13 protein-coding genes are annotated in these 16,831 nt (G+C 45.3%); 3 read left to right on the top strand and 10 right to left on the bottom strand.

Going from position 1 to position 16,831, the window contains the following annotated elements; all coding sequences use genetic code 11:
- Nucleotides 1-2: 2 nt before the first annotated feature.
- The 6 genes from AC1DP6_RS07890 to AC1DP6_RS07915 all read right to left on the bottom strand — a co-directional run bounded on the left by AC1DP6_RS07890 (nt 3) and on the right by AC1DP6_RS07915 (nt 8,853).
- Complete coding sequence (locus tag AC1DP6_RS07890; RefSeq protein ID WP_477054334.1) at nt 3-1,115, bottom strand: hypothetical protein; 1,113 nt, start codon at nt 1,113-1,115, stop codon at nt 3-5.
- Nucleotides 1,116-1,130: 15 nt separating this feature from the next.
- The gene (locus tag AC1DP6_RS07895) at nt 1,131-2,687 is read right to left on the bottom strand and encodes a RagB/SusD family nutrient uptake outer membrane protein (protein WP_477054335.1); all 1,557 of its coding nucleotides are present in this window, start codon (nt 2,685-2,687) and stop codon (nt 1,131-1,133) included.
- Between the two features lie 12 nt (nt 2,688-2,699).
- On the bottom strand, nt 2,700-6,131 hold the full coding sequence (locus AC1DP6_RS07900) for a TonB-dependent receptor (RefSeq protein WP_477054336.1): 3,432 nt from the start codon (nt 6,129-6,131) through the stop codon (nt 2,700-2,702).
- A gap of 146 nt (nt 6,132-6,277) precedes the next feature.
- Nucleotides 6,278-7,447, bottom strand: coding sequence for a FecR family protein (locus tag AC1DP6_RS07905; protein ID WP_477054337.1), 1,170 nt, complete (start codon nt 7,445-7,447; stop codon nt 6,278-6,280).
- 107 nt (nt 7,448-7,554) lie between these two features.
- The gene (locus tag AC1DP6_RS07910; protein WP_477054338.1) at nt 7,555-8,106 is read right to left on the bottom strand and encodes an RNA polymerase sigma-70 factor; all 552 of its coding nucleotides are present in this window, start codon (nt 8,104-8,106) and stop codon (nt 7,555-7,557) included.
- Between the two features lie 165 nt (nt 8,107-8,271).
- Nucleotides 8,272-8,853 carry an RNA polymerase sigma-70 factor gene (locus AC1DP6_RS07915; protein ID WP_477054339.1) on the bottom strand — a complete coding sequence of 194 codons (582 nt, stop codon included), beginning with the start codon at nt 8,851-8,853 and terminating at the stop codon, nt 8,272-8,274.
- 746 nt (nt 8,854-9,599) lie between these two features.
- Here AC1DP6_RS07915 and AC1DP6_RS07920 point away from each other — a divergent pair.
- The 3 genes from AC1DP6_RS07920 (at nt 9,600) to AC1DP6_RS07930 (ending at nt 14,225) form a co-directional block, all read left to right on the top strand.
- Complete coding sequence (locus tag AC1DP6_RS07920) at nt 9,600-10,886, top strand: EndoS/ChiA family endoglycosidase (protein WP_477054340.1); 1,287 nt, start codon at nt 9,600-9,602, stop codon at nt 10,884-10,886.
- Nucleotides 10,887-11,087: 201 nt separating this feature from the next.
- Nucleotides 11,088-11,345 carry a RagB/SusD family nutrient uptake outer membrane protein gene (locus AC1DP6_RS07925; protein ID WP_477054341.1) on the top strand — a complete coding sequence of 86 codons (258 nt, stop codon included), beginning with the start codon at nt 11,088-11,090 and terminating at the stop codon, nt 11,343-11,345.
- A 12-nt stretch (nt 11,346-11,357) separates the two neighbouring features.
- Nucleotides 11,358-14,225 (top strand): glycosyl hydrolase, encoded by a 2,868-nt coding sequence (locus tag AC1DP6_RS07930; protein ID WP_477054342.1) that lies wholly within the window; start codon nt 11,358-11,360, stop codon nt 14,223-14,225.
- 256 nt (nt 14,226-14,481) lie between these two features.
- Here the strand turns inward: AC1DP6_RS07930 and AC1DP6_RS07935 are convergent, their stop codons facing one another.
- The 4 genes from AC1DP6_RS07935 to AC1DP6_RS07950 form a co-directional block, all read right to left on the bottom strand.
- On the bottom strand, nt 14,482-15,684 hold the full coding sequence (locus AC1DP6_RS07935; protein ID WP_477054343.1) for a lanthionine synthetase LanC family protein: 1,203 nt from the start codon (nt 15,682-15,684) through the stop codon (nt 14,482-14,484).
- Between the two features lie 153 nt (nt 15,685-15,837).
- A complete protein-coding gene (locus AC1DP6_RS07940) occupies nt 15,838-16,023 on the bottom strand; it encodes a class I lanthipeptide (protein ID WP_477054344.1) in 186 nt (61 codons plus the stop codon).
- A 27-nt stretch (nt 16,024-16,050) separates the two neighbouring features.
- Nucleotides 16,051-16,242 (bottom strand): class I lanthipeptide, encoded by a 192-nt coding sequence (locus AC1DP6_RS07945; RefSeq protein WP_477054345.1) that lies wholly within the window; start codon nt 16,240-16,242, stop codon nt 16,051-16,053.
- A gap of 27 nt (nt 16,243-16,269) precedes the next feature.
- Nucleotides 16,270-16,461, bottom strand: a complete 192-nt coding sequence (locus tag AC1DP6_RS07950) for a class I lanthipeptide (protein WP_477054346.1) — start codon at nt 16,459-16,461, stop codon at nt 16,270-16,272.
- Nucleotides 16,462-16,831: the final 370 nt, after the last annotated feature.

Genomic DNA, 16,831 nt, shown 5'->3' on the forward strand with positions numbered 1-16,831 from the left:
GATCAATAATAGTTAGGATCAAATGTTTTTCCTTTATAAATAGCAGCCCCGCTCACCGTACGGGAGCCAGTAGCGGCACCAGTGGCAGCATTATAAAAATTGACGACTGAGGTACACCACTTGTTGGCAGGATACAACGGACAACCCGTGCTGGGCTGTGTTTCCACAAGGGTATTCTGACCGGGTTGACTACTGATGGCTTTTACAAAGGTTCGGTATGCTGCTCCTGGCATATCACTGAAGGTACCGGTGGATATATGGAAAATATGAACACCGCCATTGGTGGAGAGCAGCAACTGATCCGGATTATTCACATCAGCAGAAAGGTCGTGTCCCCAGGCTGCCGGCAAAGGTGAATAAGTAGCCTCTAAATGCAGCTTGGGATTAGTGATAGTGCCTCCCGAGATAGCAGCATTATAAGTGTATTTTCTCAGCTCATTTCCCAGCGCCCAAAGAACCTGGTGTGTGTCATCCCAAAGTACCGCATGAACAGAGGTAAAATGGTATTGTGTATTTACACCATGATTGGGTGAAGGCTGTGACGATGAATATACACGGATATACCCCTGTGGCCAATCCTCTCCCGCACTGGCTACCACACAATTGCCATCAGGTAATATTTCCATCGCATGCAGACTTGTAGTATCGTTAAAACCCATTACCCACAACTTCTGCCCCTTGGTCCCCGTGCCTGTATAACGTGCAATGGTGGCCAATCTGTACGAGGTGGCGGTGATTACCTGCGCGGTGTTTGCAAATACGGTGTTATTCCGGACCTTGATATCCGTAGGCGTTTCCCAAAGAGGTATTTCACTGGTAGCATTGTACGACAATGCGGTAGTTGGCATCCAGCTCCATTTAGGCGTAGTCCAGGAAGCATCCGCCGGATCGTATACCTCAATTTTCTGCGTGGATTGATTGGTAATAGCAACCCAGCAACAGGTAGCCAGTTCTGTTTTTACCTGCCGGCTTTCGGGTGTTTTATCTTTTACTGGCATTTTTTGTTCGTCCTGCCGGCTGCAGGAAGCTGCCAATACCAAACATACAAATGCTATCAAATTAACACGGGTAGCCCGTAAGCAGGAAATACCTGCTATGCTTCTGATATTTTTCATGATGGTGAATTTTAGTTAGTATCCTGGGTTAGGGGTAAGTTTATCATTCAACAATATTTCAGCGTTAGGTATCGGAAACAGCAGCCTGTCTTGTGTAACATTATAGCTTCCTGCCTGCAGATAAGGGTACTGCGCCTTTTGTTTGACACCAAAGTCGGTCATTACTTTAATGGCATTACCGGTGCGCACCAGGTCGAGCCAGCGCTTATTTTCAAAAGCCAGTTCCACTCTTCTTTCTTTTAAAATAATTGCTTGCAGTGCCGCCTGATCAGTGGTGATGATATTATGTAATGCATCGCCGAAGGCCCTTGCTCTCACAGTGTTCAGATAAAGCAATGCATCACCTGATTTCCCTTGTTGATTCAGGCTTTCTGCCAGCAGCAATAAAACTTCTGAATAGCGGTATACCGGCCAGTCATCATTGGTTTGATTACCGATAGCATGCGTATGCAGGTATTTCCTGGGAAATGGCCGGCCCACCTTGCCTGCCGGTGCCGTATAACCTACGGCTGATTTAACTGCCGTTGCCGTAAAATCATCCGTCGCATTAAATGTACCCTCTGCAATAGCAATAGATGCGTCGAGTCGCAGATCACCTGTTTCATATGCATTGATCAGATCCTGTGTAGGGGTATTAAAACCACCCACTGTTGTAATGTTGTTGAAGTTTACACCTGTTACCACCGTGGTGTTGGCCATACGCGGCAAGAAATTGTAAATAGAAGCATCTGTATTAGCCTGTGGCACGGATAAGCCGGTGTTGAACTGAATCTCAAATACAGACTCCTTTCCGTTTTTGTTACTCAGTTGAAACGCATCGCTATAGTTCGGGAACAGCGTGTAACCCATTGCTGTTACCTGTTTTAAGGCAGTTTCCGCGAGGTCGTATTTTTTCAGGGTCAGGTATACATCGCCCAACAGTGTCAACGCTGCGCCTTTTGTAGCGCGCCCCGTTTGCGGAAAAGCAGGTGCGTCCAGTTTGGCTACAGCATCGGTGGCATCGGCTATGACGAGATCATATACTTCCTGCACGGAAGAACGCGGGATATAGGTCTCGTCACGCGTAAGTGGTGCATGCTTATAGATGGGCAATCCGCCATAAAAACGCACCAGGTCGAAGTACACAAGCGCGCGGATGAACTTTACCTCGCCCAGAATAGCGTTGCGGCTGGCATCGGACAACCTGATATCATCGATATGATCTATGATCACATTCGCTGCCGATATTGCGTTAAAACCAGCATTCCACTTTGCAGGCGTCTGGTTATTATATTTATCGTCCAGAAAATCAGCGACTGCATAACGGTTTACAGTAGCTACTGCCTGGTCTGATGATTTATAGTCATAATGCGTGTTATCTGAACGCATCTCCCCCATGATCCAGGCACTTTTGTTATTATAAAACCCGCGCAACTGGTTATAGGCGCCGTTCACCGCAAGATCAAAATCACTCTGGGTTTTAAAGTAGCTTCCCAACGTTACATTGTTGGGATTGTCTTCGGTCAGAAACTTTTTACAGGATATCTCGGTCAGACTCAGTATCACTAATATTAAACAGGAAATCTTTTTCATTTTTACTGATTTTTAAAGGCCAAGGTTCAAGCCAAACGTAAATGTTCTTTGTAGGGGATAAGCGCCCAGGTCCTGTCCCTGTTGTGTTACACGTGCCAGTCCGCCGGCACTTACCTCAGGATTGCCCGGGTAGCTGGTAAAAATATATACGTTTTGTGCAGATGCATACACTCTGAAGCTCTTGATATAAGGTGTTCTGAATTTCCTCAGCATATACCCAAGTGTGATATTGTTGATAGTGAGATGTGAAGCATCATGGATAAACAGTGTATTGTCGGTACGGTAGGCCGCAGTGGTGTTAGCCAGAGTACGTGCCACCCGTCCGTTGCCCGGATTGGTCTCAGAACGCCAGCGATCGAGCAACTCCGGAGGGCCGTTGAACACACCATCCAGGTTGTAAGTACTTTCCTGCATACCATTTTTCAGCTTGTTGCCGTAAGTCCCTGACACGGCAATGTTCATATCGAAGTTTTTGTACTGAAACGTATTGCTTAGACCAAATATAAATGTGGGGTTAGGATCTCCGATCACGGTTTGATCATCGGGGAAGGTGATTTTGCCATCACCATTTAAATCTTTGAACCTGACTGTTCCTGCCTGAGAAAGTGTGGTGGAACCGGTTCCATAATATTTAGGTCCGGCATCGGCTTCCGCCTGCGTTTTGAATATACCATCAAACACATAACCATAAAACTGCCCAACAGGTTTATTAACAAGTGTCCGGTAGTCGGTGAATTCAGATAACGTTATGGTGGGATTGTCTGCAAAGGAAATATTATTTAAACCGATCCGTTTAACAAGGTTTCTGTTGAGCGAGATATTAAAGTCTGTGTTCCATTTAAGCTTTCTAACCAGGTTTTTAGTGCTGATTGTAATTTCATGCCCCCATTGACTGATGTCACCAAGGTTATCCTGCACAGTAGAGAAACCCGAAGATTGCGGAACAGGTAATATAAACAACAATCCTGTTGTTTGTTTATTGTAATAATCGTAAGATAAATTAATCCGGTTGTCAAACAGTCCCAGGTCAACGCCAGCATCAAATTGCCGGTTACGCTCCCAGGCCAAGCGCTGATTCCCCAATGAATTTTGTACTTTTCCCGGAGCCAGACTACCTGAAAAAGAATAACTGGCATTACCAATACCTGCTGCCGTAGTATAATTATCTATTTCGGCCATACCCGTTAAACCAAAGGTGGCCCTTAGTTTCAGTAAACTTATTTGTGATACGTTCCTGAGGAAGGCTTCATCACTCGCTACCCATCCTGCACCTATAGAGGGGAAAGTACCCCATTTATTTTTGTCTCCGAAACGTGACGATCCATCCCGTCTTATAGTGGCCTGCAGCAGGTAACGGTCCTTGTAACTATAATTTAAACGACCCAGTAGTGACGCCATTGTCCAGGCATTGAAGCCGGATGTATTGGTAGTAAAACGGGTAGCCGCACTTAAATAGGTGACGCTGTTATCGGGAAAATCGCGGCCCACCATGTCGCTCGAAAAACCTGTAGATCGCTGCAGGGTAAAGCCACCCAGTAATCCCAGCGAATGATCTTTGCCAAATTGTTGCTGGTAATTAAGCGTATTTTCATTCAGCCAGGTATAATCATTATTAACCGTTGTCTGGCCTAAAGCAGTATTATTTCCAGGCGGAGGATTTTCCATCGGCAACGCGTTAAATCCACCCACGGAAGTAGATGGAATAAACCTGTTGCGGGTCATGTTGCCGACATCCGTGCTTCCGGATGTGCGGAAAGTCAGATGATCTGTGAGTTTTATTTCTGCAAACACATTTGCCAATACACGTAACCGGTTAGCATCGTCCTTCACTTCAAGCAGTTGTCTTAATGGATTCGCCCATACAAACTGATTGGTAAATCCTGAAATACCAAGCGCCAATGATCCGTCCGGATTATAAGGTGAGCCCATGGTAGGCATCATAGAGGCAGCGGCAAAAATGGCGCGCTGACCATCCACATTAAATCCAGTCCCCTGCCTGTTGTTGTGCTCCATCTGCAGGGATGGCGCAACGCTAACGCCCACCTTTACACGTTTACCAAGGTTGAAATCACCGTTTGCGCGCAAGGAAAAACGCTTATAGCCGGTATTTACAAGAATACCTTGCTGATTAAAATAGCCCCCTACAACACTGAAAGCCGCCTTATCATTGCCTCCATTGATAGAGAGGCTATAGTTTTGCACAGGTGCATTCCTCGTCAGTACACTGAACCAGTCGGTACCTTCGCCATATTGTTCCGGGTTTTGATATACAGCAGGTATACCACCGGTATAGCCTTCGTATTTGATCTTATCTTCATAAAACCCTTTCATGTAAGTAGCCAGTTGAGTGGCATTCATGACTGGTGGTATCAGTTCGCGCATTAATGAGGCGCTTCCATAGTAGGAATTAAAGTTTATCTGCGTAGCACCGGATTTTCCTCTTTTCGTGGTAATGATAACTACGCCATTGGCAGCACGGGAACCGTATAAAGCGGTGGACGCGGCATCTTTCAGAAGAGTAAAGGACTCGATTTCATCGGGGTTAATGTTGTTAATATTATCGGGGTTGCCGGGCATGGGCTGCCCGTCTACTACCACCAATGGTCGTACATTGGAGGTGAGTGAGGCGGCGCCCCGTATGCGCAGGTCCATTCCTTGTCCGGGCCGTCCGCTGGTTTGCGCCACCTGGGCGCCTGGCAGCTTGCCCTGTAATCTTTCCGCGAAGGTACCGGTGGGTTGATCTTTAATATCAACAGAAGATAACGTTGCCACCGAGCCCACAATTTCACGCGAACTTTGTTTGCCGTACGCCACTACTACTTCGTTCAATTGCGAAGATGTTTGTTCCAGCTGCACGTTGATAACAGTCTGACCATTGATAGGTACTTCTTTAGGTGTATAACCAAGGTATTTGAATGACAGTACTCCGCCGGCATCCGGTATATTGAGCGTATACATGCCATCAGTTTGTGTGGCTGTTCCGATTTGTGAATCCCTGAGCCTTACTGCCACCCCAGGCAACGGATGATTATTGATATCGGTAACGCGTCCTTTAACGGTAACAGTAACTATCGTTGGTTCGGGATTCCGCGTCACCACGATAGTGTTTTGATGAATTGTGTAAGTAAAAGGTTGACTGACGAAACTTTTCCGCAATACTTCTTCCACTGTTGCATTGTTTACTTGTATGGCTACCGGTTTGGCATCTTTTAAAATTTCAGCATCCCACAAAACATTGTAACCGGTTTGTTTGCGGATCTGACGGAATACCTCTTTAAGCGTAATTTGTTCAGATGATAACGTTACCTTTTGGGCATAGCCTGAGGCGCTGACTTCCATTAACGCTGCGATCATTAAAACAAAGGTCAGTTTCATCATCAACAGGATTTTTTTATACATAGTGCCGGCTTGTACCTGGCACACGTCAGGTATGTAAAATTTCATTACATTTGGATGTTTGGGTTTAATAATCAGATAACTGTGACTACAATAGCTTTCGAAATTTGTTTTTCACAGGGTAAGCTCAAACTGTCCGGGGGCGCAGCAACGCTCCCGGTTTTTTATTGTTCCCTGTTTTTTGCAGATACTTTTTATGGCATAACTGTAATCCTCCTTCCGTTTATTTTAAAGTGTACGGTACCTGTTAATTCCAGCATATTTAATACTTCAGCAACGTTTTTCGACCTCGATAAACTACCGCCAATAGCTTTTCCGGAAACATCACCCTGATAACTGATTTCTACATCATACCACCGACTGATTTGCCTCATGATACTTTCTACCTTTTCATTATCAAATAAGAAGTAGCCATTTTTCCATGCAACAGCTGCTTCCGTGTCTCCATTTTTTATACTGATTTTGCCAGCAGCTCTATTTAGTGTGGCTTCCTTACCAGGAACCAGCAGGGCATTTGCGGGACCACAGCCTACCTTTACGGAACCTTCCAGCAGCGTAACAACATTGTGCTGTTCATCGGGGTAAGCATTAATGTTAAAATGTGTCCCTATTACCCTTACCGTCATGGGGGTACCTGATCCTTCATTTACCGTTACCCAAAAAGGCCTGGCTATATCTTTCGCCACCTCAAAATATGCTTCGCCTGTAAGTGTCACCTTTCTTTCATTTCCGGGGAAAGATGCAGGGAAACGCAGGGAAGAACCTGCGTTGAGCCACACTTTGGTCCCATCCTGCAAAGTCATTTGATACTGGCCTCCGTAGGGCGTGCTCAGGGTATTATAAGCAATGGTGGCTGCTGTATTACTGGTCACATTATCATATAACAGGCTGCCGCTGTCCGTCTTATTCACCAAAGCGTTGCCTTGCTGCGTGATAACGCCGTTTTGGGCATCTTCCAACACCACCTTATCACCGTTATCCAATGTTAATATCGCTTTGTTGCCTCCAGGGACAATCTCTTTAAGGGTTTGAACAATATTGGTTTGCTGCGGCGGCCGATGTAGCTGTGGGTAATAAAAATATGCGGCCAATCCAAGTATGAACAAAACGGATGCGGCCGCCGACAGGTAGTACCAACGGCGCCTTATGTTGATCGCCCTCGTCACCGGTAAATTAATTTGTTGCTGCAGGCGCGTGAACATACGCAGTCGTACCTCCTCTTCTTCATCAACATTATCTGACAGCCATTCAATATCGGCTTGGTTATGATCCTGGTACCAGGCCATTAACTTCTCCTCTTCAGCCGGCGTAATCGTGCCATCCAGGTATTTCCCGATCAGGTGATATAGATTGTCCTTCAACATGTAGGTTTTATCGTTATATAGATATGTACCATAACTTTCTGTTTGCCCTTAATGGAATTGAATATTTTATTGGCCGGATTTATAGCATTCGTACCTAGGTAAAATGTTCACCATAAGCAGGGACGATTCAATTTAAGTTTCAGTACTTTCAATGCTTTGGTAAGATGCGCTTCTGCCGTTTTCTCAGCAATACCCATTTTTCGCRCAACTTCCGGTATGGTGAGACCTTCCACTCTGCTTAATTTGAATACCAAGCGACATTGATCCGGTAATGTTTCCACGATACCATTAATTTGTTGCTGCAGAAACCTGGTATAAATCTTTTCTTCGTCCCAGGCAGCTATCACCCGATCGGCAGTCTGTTCAATTATCTGGTCTCTCCTCTTCTGCCGCAGGTACTGTTTAAAAACGGACAATCTAACTGCCGTAGCGAGATAAGCGTCGATGTTATCGATACAAAGCTCTTTGCGCCTGTTCCAAAGGCTGATAAAAACTTCCTGTACAATTTCCTCCGCAATTATTTTATTCCTGCAATGAGCATACGCGATGGCCAATAATTTTTTCCAGTAACGGTCATAAATTTCGGCAAAAGTATGACCATTGCCCTCGCACAAGGACACCATTAAGTCAGCATCTGTTTGTTGCTGGTACCGGCTCATACAACGGGTAAGTTTCCACTACCTGCTTTGTCTGCAGCCGTACGCAAACCTTCTTCGACCCCATCCAATACATTGCTCATCATAACATGGATATTATGGTTACACAGATATGTACCATAAGGATCACCTTTACCCTTAGTGACGGAATAATTTTTTTTAAAACTCTTAAGAAGTCAGCATTTGAAAAATGACGATCACCCATAAAAAGGGGCGATTCAATTTGTTTTTCAGTATTTTCAATGCTTTGGTAAGATGTGCCTCTGCCGTTTTCTCGGCAACACCTATTCTTTGGGCGATTACCGGTATACTTAGGCCTTCGTTCCTACTTAGTTTAAATACCAGGCGACATTTCTCCGGCAAAATTTCCACTATGCCATTAATATGCTGCTGCAGAAATCTGGCATAGATCTTTTCCTCCTCCCAGGAAGTTATTACTGGATCGGCTACTTCCGCTGTTATCTGCTCTCTCCGCTTCTGTCGCACATATTGTTTAAAGACAGATAACCTCACTGCGGTAGCAAGATAAGCATTTACATTCTCAATATAAAGCTCCTTCCGCCTGTTCCAAAGGCCGATAAGGACCTCCTGCACAATTTCCTCCGCAATCATTTTATCCTTGCAATGATGATATGCCACAGCCAGTAACTTCTTCCAATAGCGGTTGTAAATTTCAGCAAAAACATCCCTCTTATCCTCACGAAGGAGCATTATTAAGTCTGCATCAGTTTGTTGCTGGTACCGATTCATGCAATTAGTATGGTACACAAGAATATAAAAATAAATCGAGCTTTTATATCAGTACACGGAATAATAATATTGAGAAAAATAATACCTAATGGCTTACCCTGGATTCACGTAAGCGACCTTAAATACTGGAAAAATACAGTTGCTGTACAATATGGCATTATTTCCGTTCTGCAAAATGTTTTAGTAGACCCTTCAGGTAAAATCCCGTTAACAGACGTTCTCTTTATTTAAACTATTTTTCTCCTACCGAATTATCGTTTTTTTAATTCGACTGAAAATTAATATTATTACCGAGTGCTTATCTTACTTCATTCACAATATAATCCAACAGTTGCATATGATTTTAACGTAAATTACAGTTATCTGTCGAACCCATTTTATCTATCTTAAAGAGAACCGTTATCGTAAAATTAATTCCATGAATAATGAAGTATAGCCTAACCCGCCATTGTTATGCTTTATCTCACTATTAAAGCGCAATGCATTATCACTGGCTGGTAGTAACACATTCAGAAACAACAATATAAACATCTCTGAAGTGCCACCCTGAACCAGTCATTCCAATTGTTATGTAAACCGGTATGTTGCCCGAATAAGTTGTCTGAGCAGTGGTATCAGTCACCCAGATAAATACAATTAATTATCACACCCGTTATGCTGCACACAAAGGAAGTGGTGTTGAAGTGATCAATGTTAGGTTGTGATTTTACCGCAGGACATTATTGTTCACCATAAAATTCATCCAAATGAAACAGAAGTGTTTATCATCCAAATTAGTAACCGCATTTATTATCCTGTTCTCCGGTGCCAGCTGCACAAAAGAATTACGTCCTTCAGAAGTATTACCCAACAATGAATTTACTATGGCTGCCGGAGCTGTTGCCACTGTTGCCTCAGACAGCCTGCTGGCATATAAAAGCCGCCCCCATGAAATTTATGCAGCTTTCTATCGCCTCGAAGGCCCCTGTTATGGTCCAGCCCCATTTAATACCAATTTTTCCCAGGTACCCGACAGTCTGGATATATTAATCCTGTTTTGTTTCTCCTCCAGCTCTCCGGTGGCAGGCCAGGTACCCGGATGGATCAATACACTACATACCAAAGGCACCAAAGTGATTCTGACAGGCGGATTAGACCTTGTTCCGAACGCTACGCATGATTCTGTTGGTTATGCTATGACTGCCAAACATATCATGGACAGCACGGTAAATAAATATGGCTTTGACGGGTATGACATTGATATAGAAAATAATCCGTCCGGACAAACCCTGACAGATATGGCCGGCGTATATAAAGCACTTTCCAGGTATCTTGGACCAAAATCCGGTACAGGAAAGCTACTCACGTTTGATACCAATCAGAATGGAAACAACAGCCTTTTCCAAAAGGTATATACAATGGTCGACTATGTGTGGTTACAGGCCTATGGACGTGGTGCCGGTACATTGCAATCAACATGGACAACCTTCTCTCCTTATATTACATCAACCCAGTTCATACCCGGTTTTTCTTTTTATGAAGAAAGAGGATATCCCTCCAATGTATGGTATGATGTAACTTACCCGGTAAACGGTACTGGCCGTGCGTATGACTATGCACGCTGGGAACCTGGTACTGGTAAGAAAGGCGGCGTATTCAGCTATGCGATAGACAGAGATGCTCCATTAACTTCCTCTACCGATAACACGGCTTATGCACCTACTTACATCGTAAGCAAACAGCTGATCCAGATCATGAACCCGGCTGGCGGTGGCAATGGAACAACCGGCGTGATATTCTACCAGGATTCAAACTATGGGGGCGCAGCTTCACAGCCAATTGTGAAAGGCAACTATACTTTATCTCAATTACAAACAAGGGGAGTGGCGAATGATTGGGCATCTTCAGTAAAGATTCCTTCCGGCTGGACGGTTGTCATGTATGCGGATGATAACTTTTCCGGTACCTCATGGACACTTACCGCTAATAACAGCTGGCTCGGGGGGCTGTCTCCTAATGCGAATGATAAAATGAGTTCGGTAAAAATCCAGTAGTGCTTATTCTAAGAATACCGTTCTTCCGTAATCAATTTCGATGGTTGTTCTTACCATCCTTATAAATTCACATAAACCCGCAACCAGAACTTTCTTTAAAGTTAATGAGCGGGTTTCATTTTTTTAGTAAGGCAAATATCAAACTTGCCGCTTAAAAGCAGTCAATCTATTAGCCAGATCATGACAGTATAGGACAGTTAGTTGAAACTTATTGCTTACATTCCATTATCGCCGCTTAACACTGTACATGATGGAAGATCAACTTTGGGATGCCGGGTGGAACTGGCCTTCGAAAACCACCGTTGGTTCGATCTCCTGCGCACTGGCCGGGCCATTGCTGTGATGCAGGCGCACGCCGCCAGGGAAAAGAACCTGAAGAGTTACCTGGTGCCTGCTGCCTATACCACGATCCGGCTCACCTGTCAGTATCCACGCAGAGAAGTACAATTAACCAATTAATCGGTAACCCGCATGATATTAACACGCGTAGCAAAAATCTTTTGTTGTCTGGCTTTRCTCACACCATTGGCATTTTCTGTGCAAAGCCAACAGCTTTCAGAAACCACCTTTCGTCAGCCACCTTCCCAATACGGCATTCGTTGCTGGTGGTGGTGGCTCAACGGCAATGTTACAAAACAGTCTATTACCCGCGACCTGGAAGCGATGAAAGAAAAAGGCTTCAGTGGCGCCTGTATCTTTGACGCCGGCGGCCAGGATCAACGAGGCAACGGCCCTGCTCCGGAAGGCCCGATGTTTGGCTCTCCTGCCTGGCAGGTACTATTCCGACATGCAGTAAAAGAGGCAAAACGACTGGGACTCGTACTTAGTCTCAATATCCAGAGCGGCTGGAACCTCGGGGCACCGGATGTGCAACCGCAGGAAGCGGCCAAGCGCCTCACCTGGTCAGAAACAATCATCACCGGTAACAACGTACCCTCATTACCGTTACCACCGGCAACAGATCATTTTTACAGAGATATTGCCGTATTAGCCTTTCCCTTGTATGATACCACCGGTATAAAGCCTATCCATCACCTACGCCTGAAAGCGGCTTTTGATGAAGTAGGTGGTTCTGCTACAGACACCCGTTTCCTRCTGGATGAAGACACCACCGCCAATTACCGGGTGCATGCCAATACAAAACACATCATTAATATTTCCCGGTATATGGATAGCAATGGCAAGCTGTCCTGGAAAGCGCCGTCCGGAAAATGGGTGCTGCTGCGGATAGGCTATACCCTGAATGGGGCGGAGATATCTACTGCCAGCGGAAAATGGCAGGGACGTGTCATCGACTACATGAGCAAACAGCATTTCACCCGCTACTGGAATACACATGTAAAACCACTCCTGGACAGCATCGGCACCGACGCAGGCACAACGCTGCGTTACCTGCAAACAGATAGCTGGGAAGTGGGCGGTATTAACTGGACAGAAGGCTTTGAGCGGGAGTTCCGTACCAGAAGAGGATATGACATGGTGCCTTATCTCCCGGTAATAGCGGGCAAGATCATCAACAGCCGCGATGCCAGCAACCGTTTCCTCGCCGACCTCAGAAAAACGATCAGTGACTGTATAGCAGATAATCATTACAAACTGTTCCAGGAAAAAGCCGCGGCTTATGGTATGGGCATACAGCCGGAATCTGCCGGGCCGCATGCAGGTCCTTTTGATGGATTGAAAAACCTGGGACATAGTGAAATCATGATGGGAGAATTCTGGTCACCCTCCCCCCATCGCCCCCGTCCCGAAAACCGCTTTTTTGTAAAACAGGCTGCCAGCGCAGCACACATCTATAACAAGCCGCTGGTGGGTGCTGAAGCTTTTACCACCATTGGCCGCCAATGGGATGATATTATCTGGGAGCAGATGAAACCCAGTTTCGATCATGAGCTCTGCGCAGGGCTAAACCTTACGCTGCTGCATACTTTTACCAGCTCTCCTGCGGAAATGGGTATACCAGGACAGGAATATTTTGCCGGTACGCACCTGAACCCCAACATTACCTGGTGGAAGTATGCGGATGCATTTTTCCGTTACATGGCACGGGCGCAATACATGATGCAGCAGGGACAATTTGTAGCAGATGTACTGTACTATTATGGCGATCATGTACCTAACATTGTGCGGATGAAAGAGGATGATCCCGCAGGAGCCTTACCTGGCTTTGATTACGATGTGATCAACGAAGAGCGCCTGTTAGTCTTGCAGGTACAACAGGGCCACATTGTGCTGCCCCATGGTATGAGCTATCGCGTACTCGTATTACCTGCGCATAGGGTATTATCACTGGCGGCACTAAAGAAAGTATATCAACTGGTGCAACAAGGGGCTACTGTAATTGGCCCGCGTACGCAGCGTATCATGAGCCAGGAACAGCAACCGGCCGCACAGAAAGAACTGCAGCAGTTAACCGCTGCTTTATGGGGACGCGATACTGCCACCACATCGCAAGGCAGCCGACTTGTTGGTAAAGGGCGCATCGCCTGGGGATATACTGCTGCGGATTGGTTGTTGTCGCAACAACTGGCAGCGGATTGTCATTTTAATGCGCCCGATTCTCTTTCATTTGGATATATCCATCACCGCTGGCAGGAAGAAGATTATTATTTCATCAGCAGCCGGCAAAAACAATCCTGTAATGCGACTGTTACCCTGCGTATAAGCGGGCGCCTGCCAGAGTTCTGGGACCCCGTGACCGGCAACAGGCAACCAGCAGCGGCCTATACCCAGGCAAATGGTACTACCACCATACCGGTATCTTTTGCACCTTATGGCGCCTGGTTCATCGTTTTCCGTAAATCCATTCCCACAACACAATCCGGAAATACAATGACCAACAGCCCAACCTGGTTTACCGCAGATACCCTACAGGGTCCCTGGCAACTGCGTTTTGACGAACGCTGGGGAGGCCCTGCCTCCGTGGTGTTTCCGGCGCTGAGCAGCTGGACAGAAAGACCGGAAGAAGGCATCCGCTATTATTCCGGCAGCGTGGTATATCATAAAGAATTTATAGCAGACCAGCAGCTGGCAAATGCACAAGTATACCTGAACCTGGGCGTAGTTAAAGACGTAGGCATTGCCAGTGTAACACTCAACGGTCATCACCTTGGCGTATTATGGACGCCGCCGTACCGTATACCCGTTAACGGTATATTGCGCGCGGGCAGTAATGTGCTGGAGGTAGAAGTGATCAACAGTTGGCGTAACCGGCTGGTAGGTGATCGTAATAAGCCTGCTGACAAGCGGTTTACCAAAACCAACATTGCCATCCGCCCTGAATGGGAATTGCTGGAATCAGGTCTGCTCGGACCTGTAGTGCTGGAAACAACCCATTAGCTATAGTAACCGGGGAGAAGTGTTGAGATAGCATTTCTATGTCAAACAATATCGATCATCGTTATCTTCATTTCTTCCTGGTACTACTGTAGGCTTACTTGAAGTCCTGCTTCGGTAATTACAATTCTGTCGTGTTACAATATCAATCGGCATCAGGTATTGCGGATCAAAGCTGCTATTTAATGCAATATCGAAGCTGACAGATGATGCTTTTGCAAGGGAATTCCTGGAAAAAGAAAACAGGATATTCAATTACTCATGACAACAACAAAAATTCATCCCATGGCAAAGGCGCTGCATAATCATGCGACAACAGGGATAAACCCACACCGCAGCTACCATCCAACAGATCCCAGCAATATGCCCATTGCGTATCTGTTCCCTGCCAGGTCCGGATTCCATGAACACCTCTCTCTTCCGGAAAAACTAATTTCTGTAGCGTATTGTTGTGCCAGTGTTCTGCGCATTTATAAAAAGCCTTATCATTGGTTTCATGCCAGAACCTCCGGTAGAAAGCTGCTATGCCGCTGGATCCATGACACAAACAGGAATCCAGGATACCGGCAGTTTCATCGGTATTACGCCTGATGTTATAATGCATGATATCCAGCGCCTCTCTCATCCATTTATCTTCTTTAAAATATTTTCCGCTATACCATAATGCCAATGCCACATTAAGATCTCCATAGCACCAGGATAAGCGGCTATAGGTGCCCATTCCATCAAGGATACCCGGATACAGCCCCCAGCGGGCATCCGGGATGGCGATGTTTTTATGGTTAATGACAAAATCGATGCTTTCCGACACCAGCTGTTTACAGGCATCCTGCATAATGCCGGCTTCATGAATTCTGAGCAACAGTATTTGCAATGAGCATACACCATGAGCCAGACTGAATGCATCGGTGCTCCCTTTCTCTGCTGGTTCCATTATTAGAAATACAGGTATACTGCGGCCCTTATCTGTCATCCTGCTGATATCCAAAAGTCCGGTGACAAATTTCTCCAGGAGTACCTTCACTTCTTTCCTGTGGGCATATTCAACCAGGAATGTACATATGCCTCCACTTCCATGCATAAAGTCGAAGTTGTGCTGTGCAATGCAGGCTTCACTTTCTATGATAGCGGCGGCAATAAAACCCGCGGAGAGATGATCTATATCGATATCAATAAAGTCATGTTTGCTCAGGTGGTGCATGAGCCAGAACGGGCCTGTATTTCCTATGCTATATGAATAATTAGTAGCCGCTGTCGGATCAAAAGCATCATATAGTTTCTCCAGGAAGTTCACCGCATTGTTTTCGTTGTCATCTACATATTGCTCGTAATAGAACAGGTAAAACAATGCGCCCCAAGGGCCTTTAAACAAGCTGTTTTCATAGGATGGATCATACTTTTTCTGTTCCAGTAATGCTATCATATCCTTGTAGATAGCGGTTTGTATCTCTCTTAATTTCATGAACAGGTATTGATTTAATAAAACGGAAAATCAGGGAAGGCAAGAAGAACAGGTATATTCCTGTTGCATGCAAAAGCGACACAGCTACCTATGCCAAAAGCGCTGCCGCTGTATACTAGCGGCAACGCCATAAAAGTGCTCCCTACACTGATATCAGTCAGCGCATTTTACACACCTGGTGGGGGATACATATGTTTCGCAGGTGACGAACCTGGTGGCCACAAATTGCATGGCCGCTGCTCCGCCAACCACTTGCGATTGCTCCTGCCTGTTAAGCTCAGCAACGGTAGATTTATGCAGCACCAGCTTTGTGGGCAGGGATATTTTTTTCTTTTTCATACTATGCCTTTAAATGAGTATTGTTATTTATAAGGAAACGGTCGGATCTCCAGGACAGCAAAGACAATTAGGTGGGCTCTGCCTGGATGGACCAGTTATTGGATTTATTGTGAAAGGACCACCACCTTGTATATTTTGTTGCTGCGGTATACTCAAACTTGCAACAGTTTCCTTTTGTAGGAAAATTTTTCGGCTCAGATCAGCTTTTTTCTTTTTCATACCATACTTTTAAGTGAGTATTGATACTTACAAGGAACTGGTTGGATCTGTAACACAGCAAAGACAATTAGGCGGTTGCTGCCTTGATTGCAAAGTTGCCGGGCTCAATGTGAAAGCAGCACCACCTTGTATGTTCTGTTGCTGTGGTATACTCAGATTGGCAATAGTTTCCTTTTGCAGGAAAATTTTCTGGTTCAGATCAGCTTTTTTCTTTTTCATACGTTATTTTTTTTGATGTGAGAAAATTTGGGCAAATGGTTATCTGCCCGTGATTACAGGTTAAATGTTTGGGTATCAGTGTTTATAACATTATTACAGATCAGGCGAAGGCGCTCTTGTCATGGTTAAATTACAGGGCTATGGGTTATATTTGTCCAGGGCTCATGGTAAATATTGTAACGAAATAAAGTTAAAAGATTCGGCATCACTTTCTTTTGAAAGTCCATAAATGGTACTATATTTTTCACTAACGGCAGTTCATCACTTTCTGTACCGGATTATCACTTTATTCATTATATTGCTGATGTAGTGCTGCTACCTGATCAGTAAAGTATTCTTATGAAAATGATACGAGCAAACTTAACCCGGT

The organism is Chitinophaga sp. 01L420, assembly GCF_056399985.1.

Excerpts from the sequence above, each read along its gene's own strand:
- AC1DP6_RS07890 (WP_477054334.1), bottom strand. The coding sequence starts at position 1,115 with ATGAAAAATATCAGAAGCATAGCAGGTATTTCCTGCTTACGGGCTACC.
- AC1DP6_RS07895 (WP_477054335.1), bottom strand. The coding sequence starts at position 2,687 with ATGAAAAAGATTTCCTGTTTAATATTAGTGATACTGAGTCTGACCGAG.
- AC1DP6_RS07900 (WP_477054336.1), bottom strand. The coding sequence starts at position 6,131 with ATGAAATTTTACATACCTGACGTGTGCCAGGTACAAGCCGGCACTATG.
- AC1DP6_RS07905 (WP_477054337.1), bottom strand. The coding sequence starts at position 7,447 with ATGTTGAAGGACAATCTATATCACCTGATCGGGAAATACCTGGATGGC.
- AC1DP6_RS07915 (WP_477054339.1), bottom strand. The coding sequence starts at position 8,853 with ATGAATCGGTACCAGCAACAAACTGATGCAGACTTAATAATGCTCCTT.
- AC1DP6_RS07920 (WP_477054340.1), top strand. The coding sequence starts at position 9,600 with ATGAAACAGAAGTGTTTATCATCCAAATTAGTAACCGCATTTATTATC.
- AC1DP6_RS07935 (WP_477054343.1), bottom strand. The coding sequence starts at position 15,684 with ATGAAATTAAGAGAGATACAAACCGCTATCTACAAGGATATGATAGCA.
- AC1DP6_RS07940 (WP_477054344.1), bottom strand. The coding sequence starts at position 16,023 with ATGAAAAAGAAAAAAATATCCCTGCCCACAAAGCTGGTGCTGCATAAA.
- AC1DP6_RS07945 (WP_477054345.1), bottom strand. The coding sequence starts at position 16,242 with ATGAAAAAGAAAAAAGCTGATCTGAGCCGAAAAATTTTCCTACAAAAG.
- AC1DP6_RS07950 (WP_477054346.1), bottom strand. The coding sequence starts at position 16,461 with ATGAAAAAGAAAAAAGCTGATCTGAACCAGAAAATTTTCCTGCAAAAG.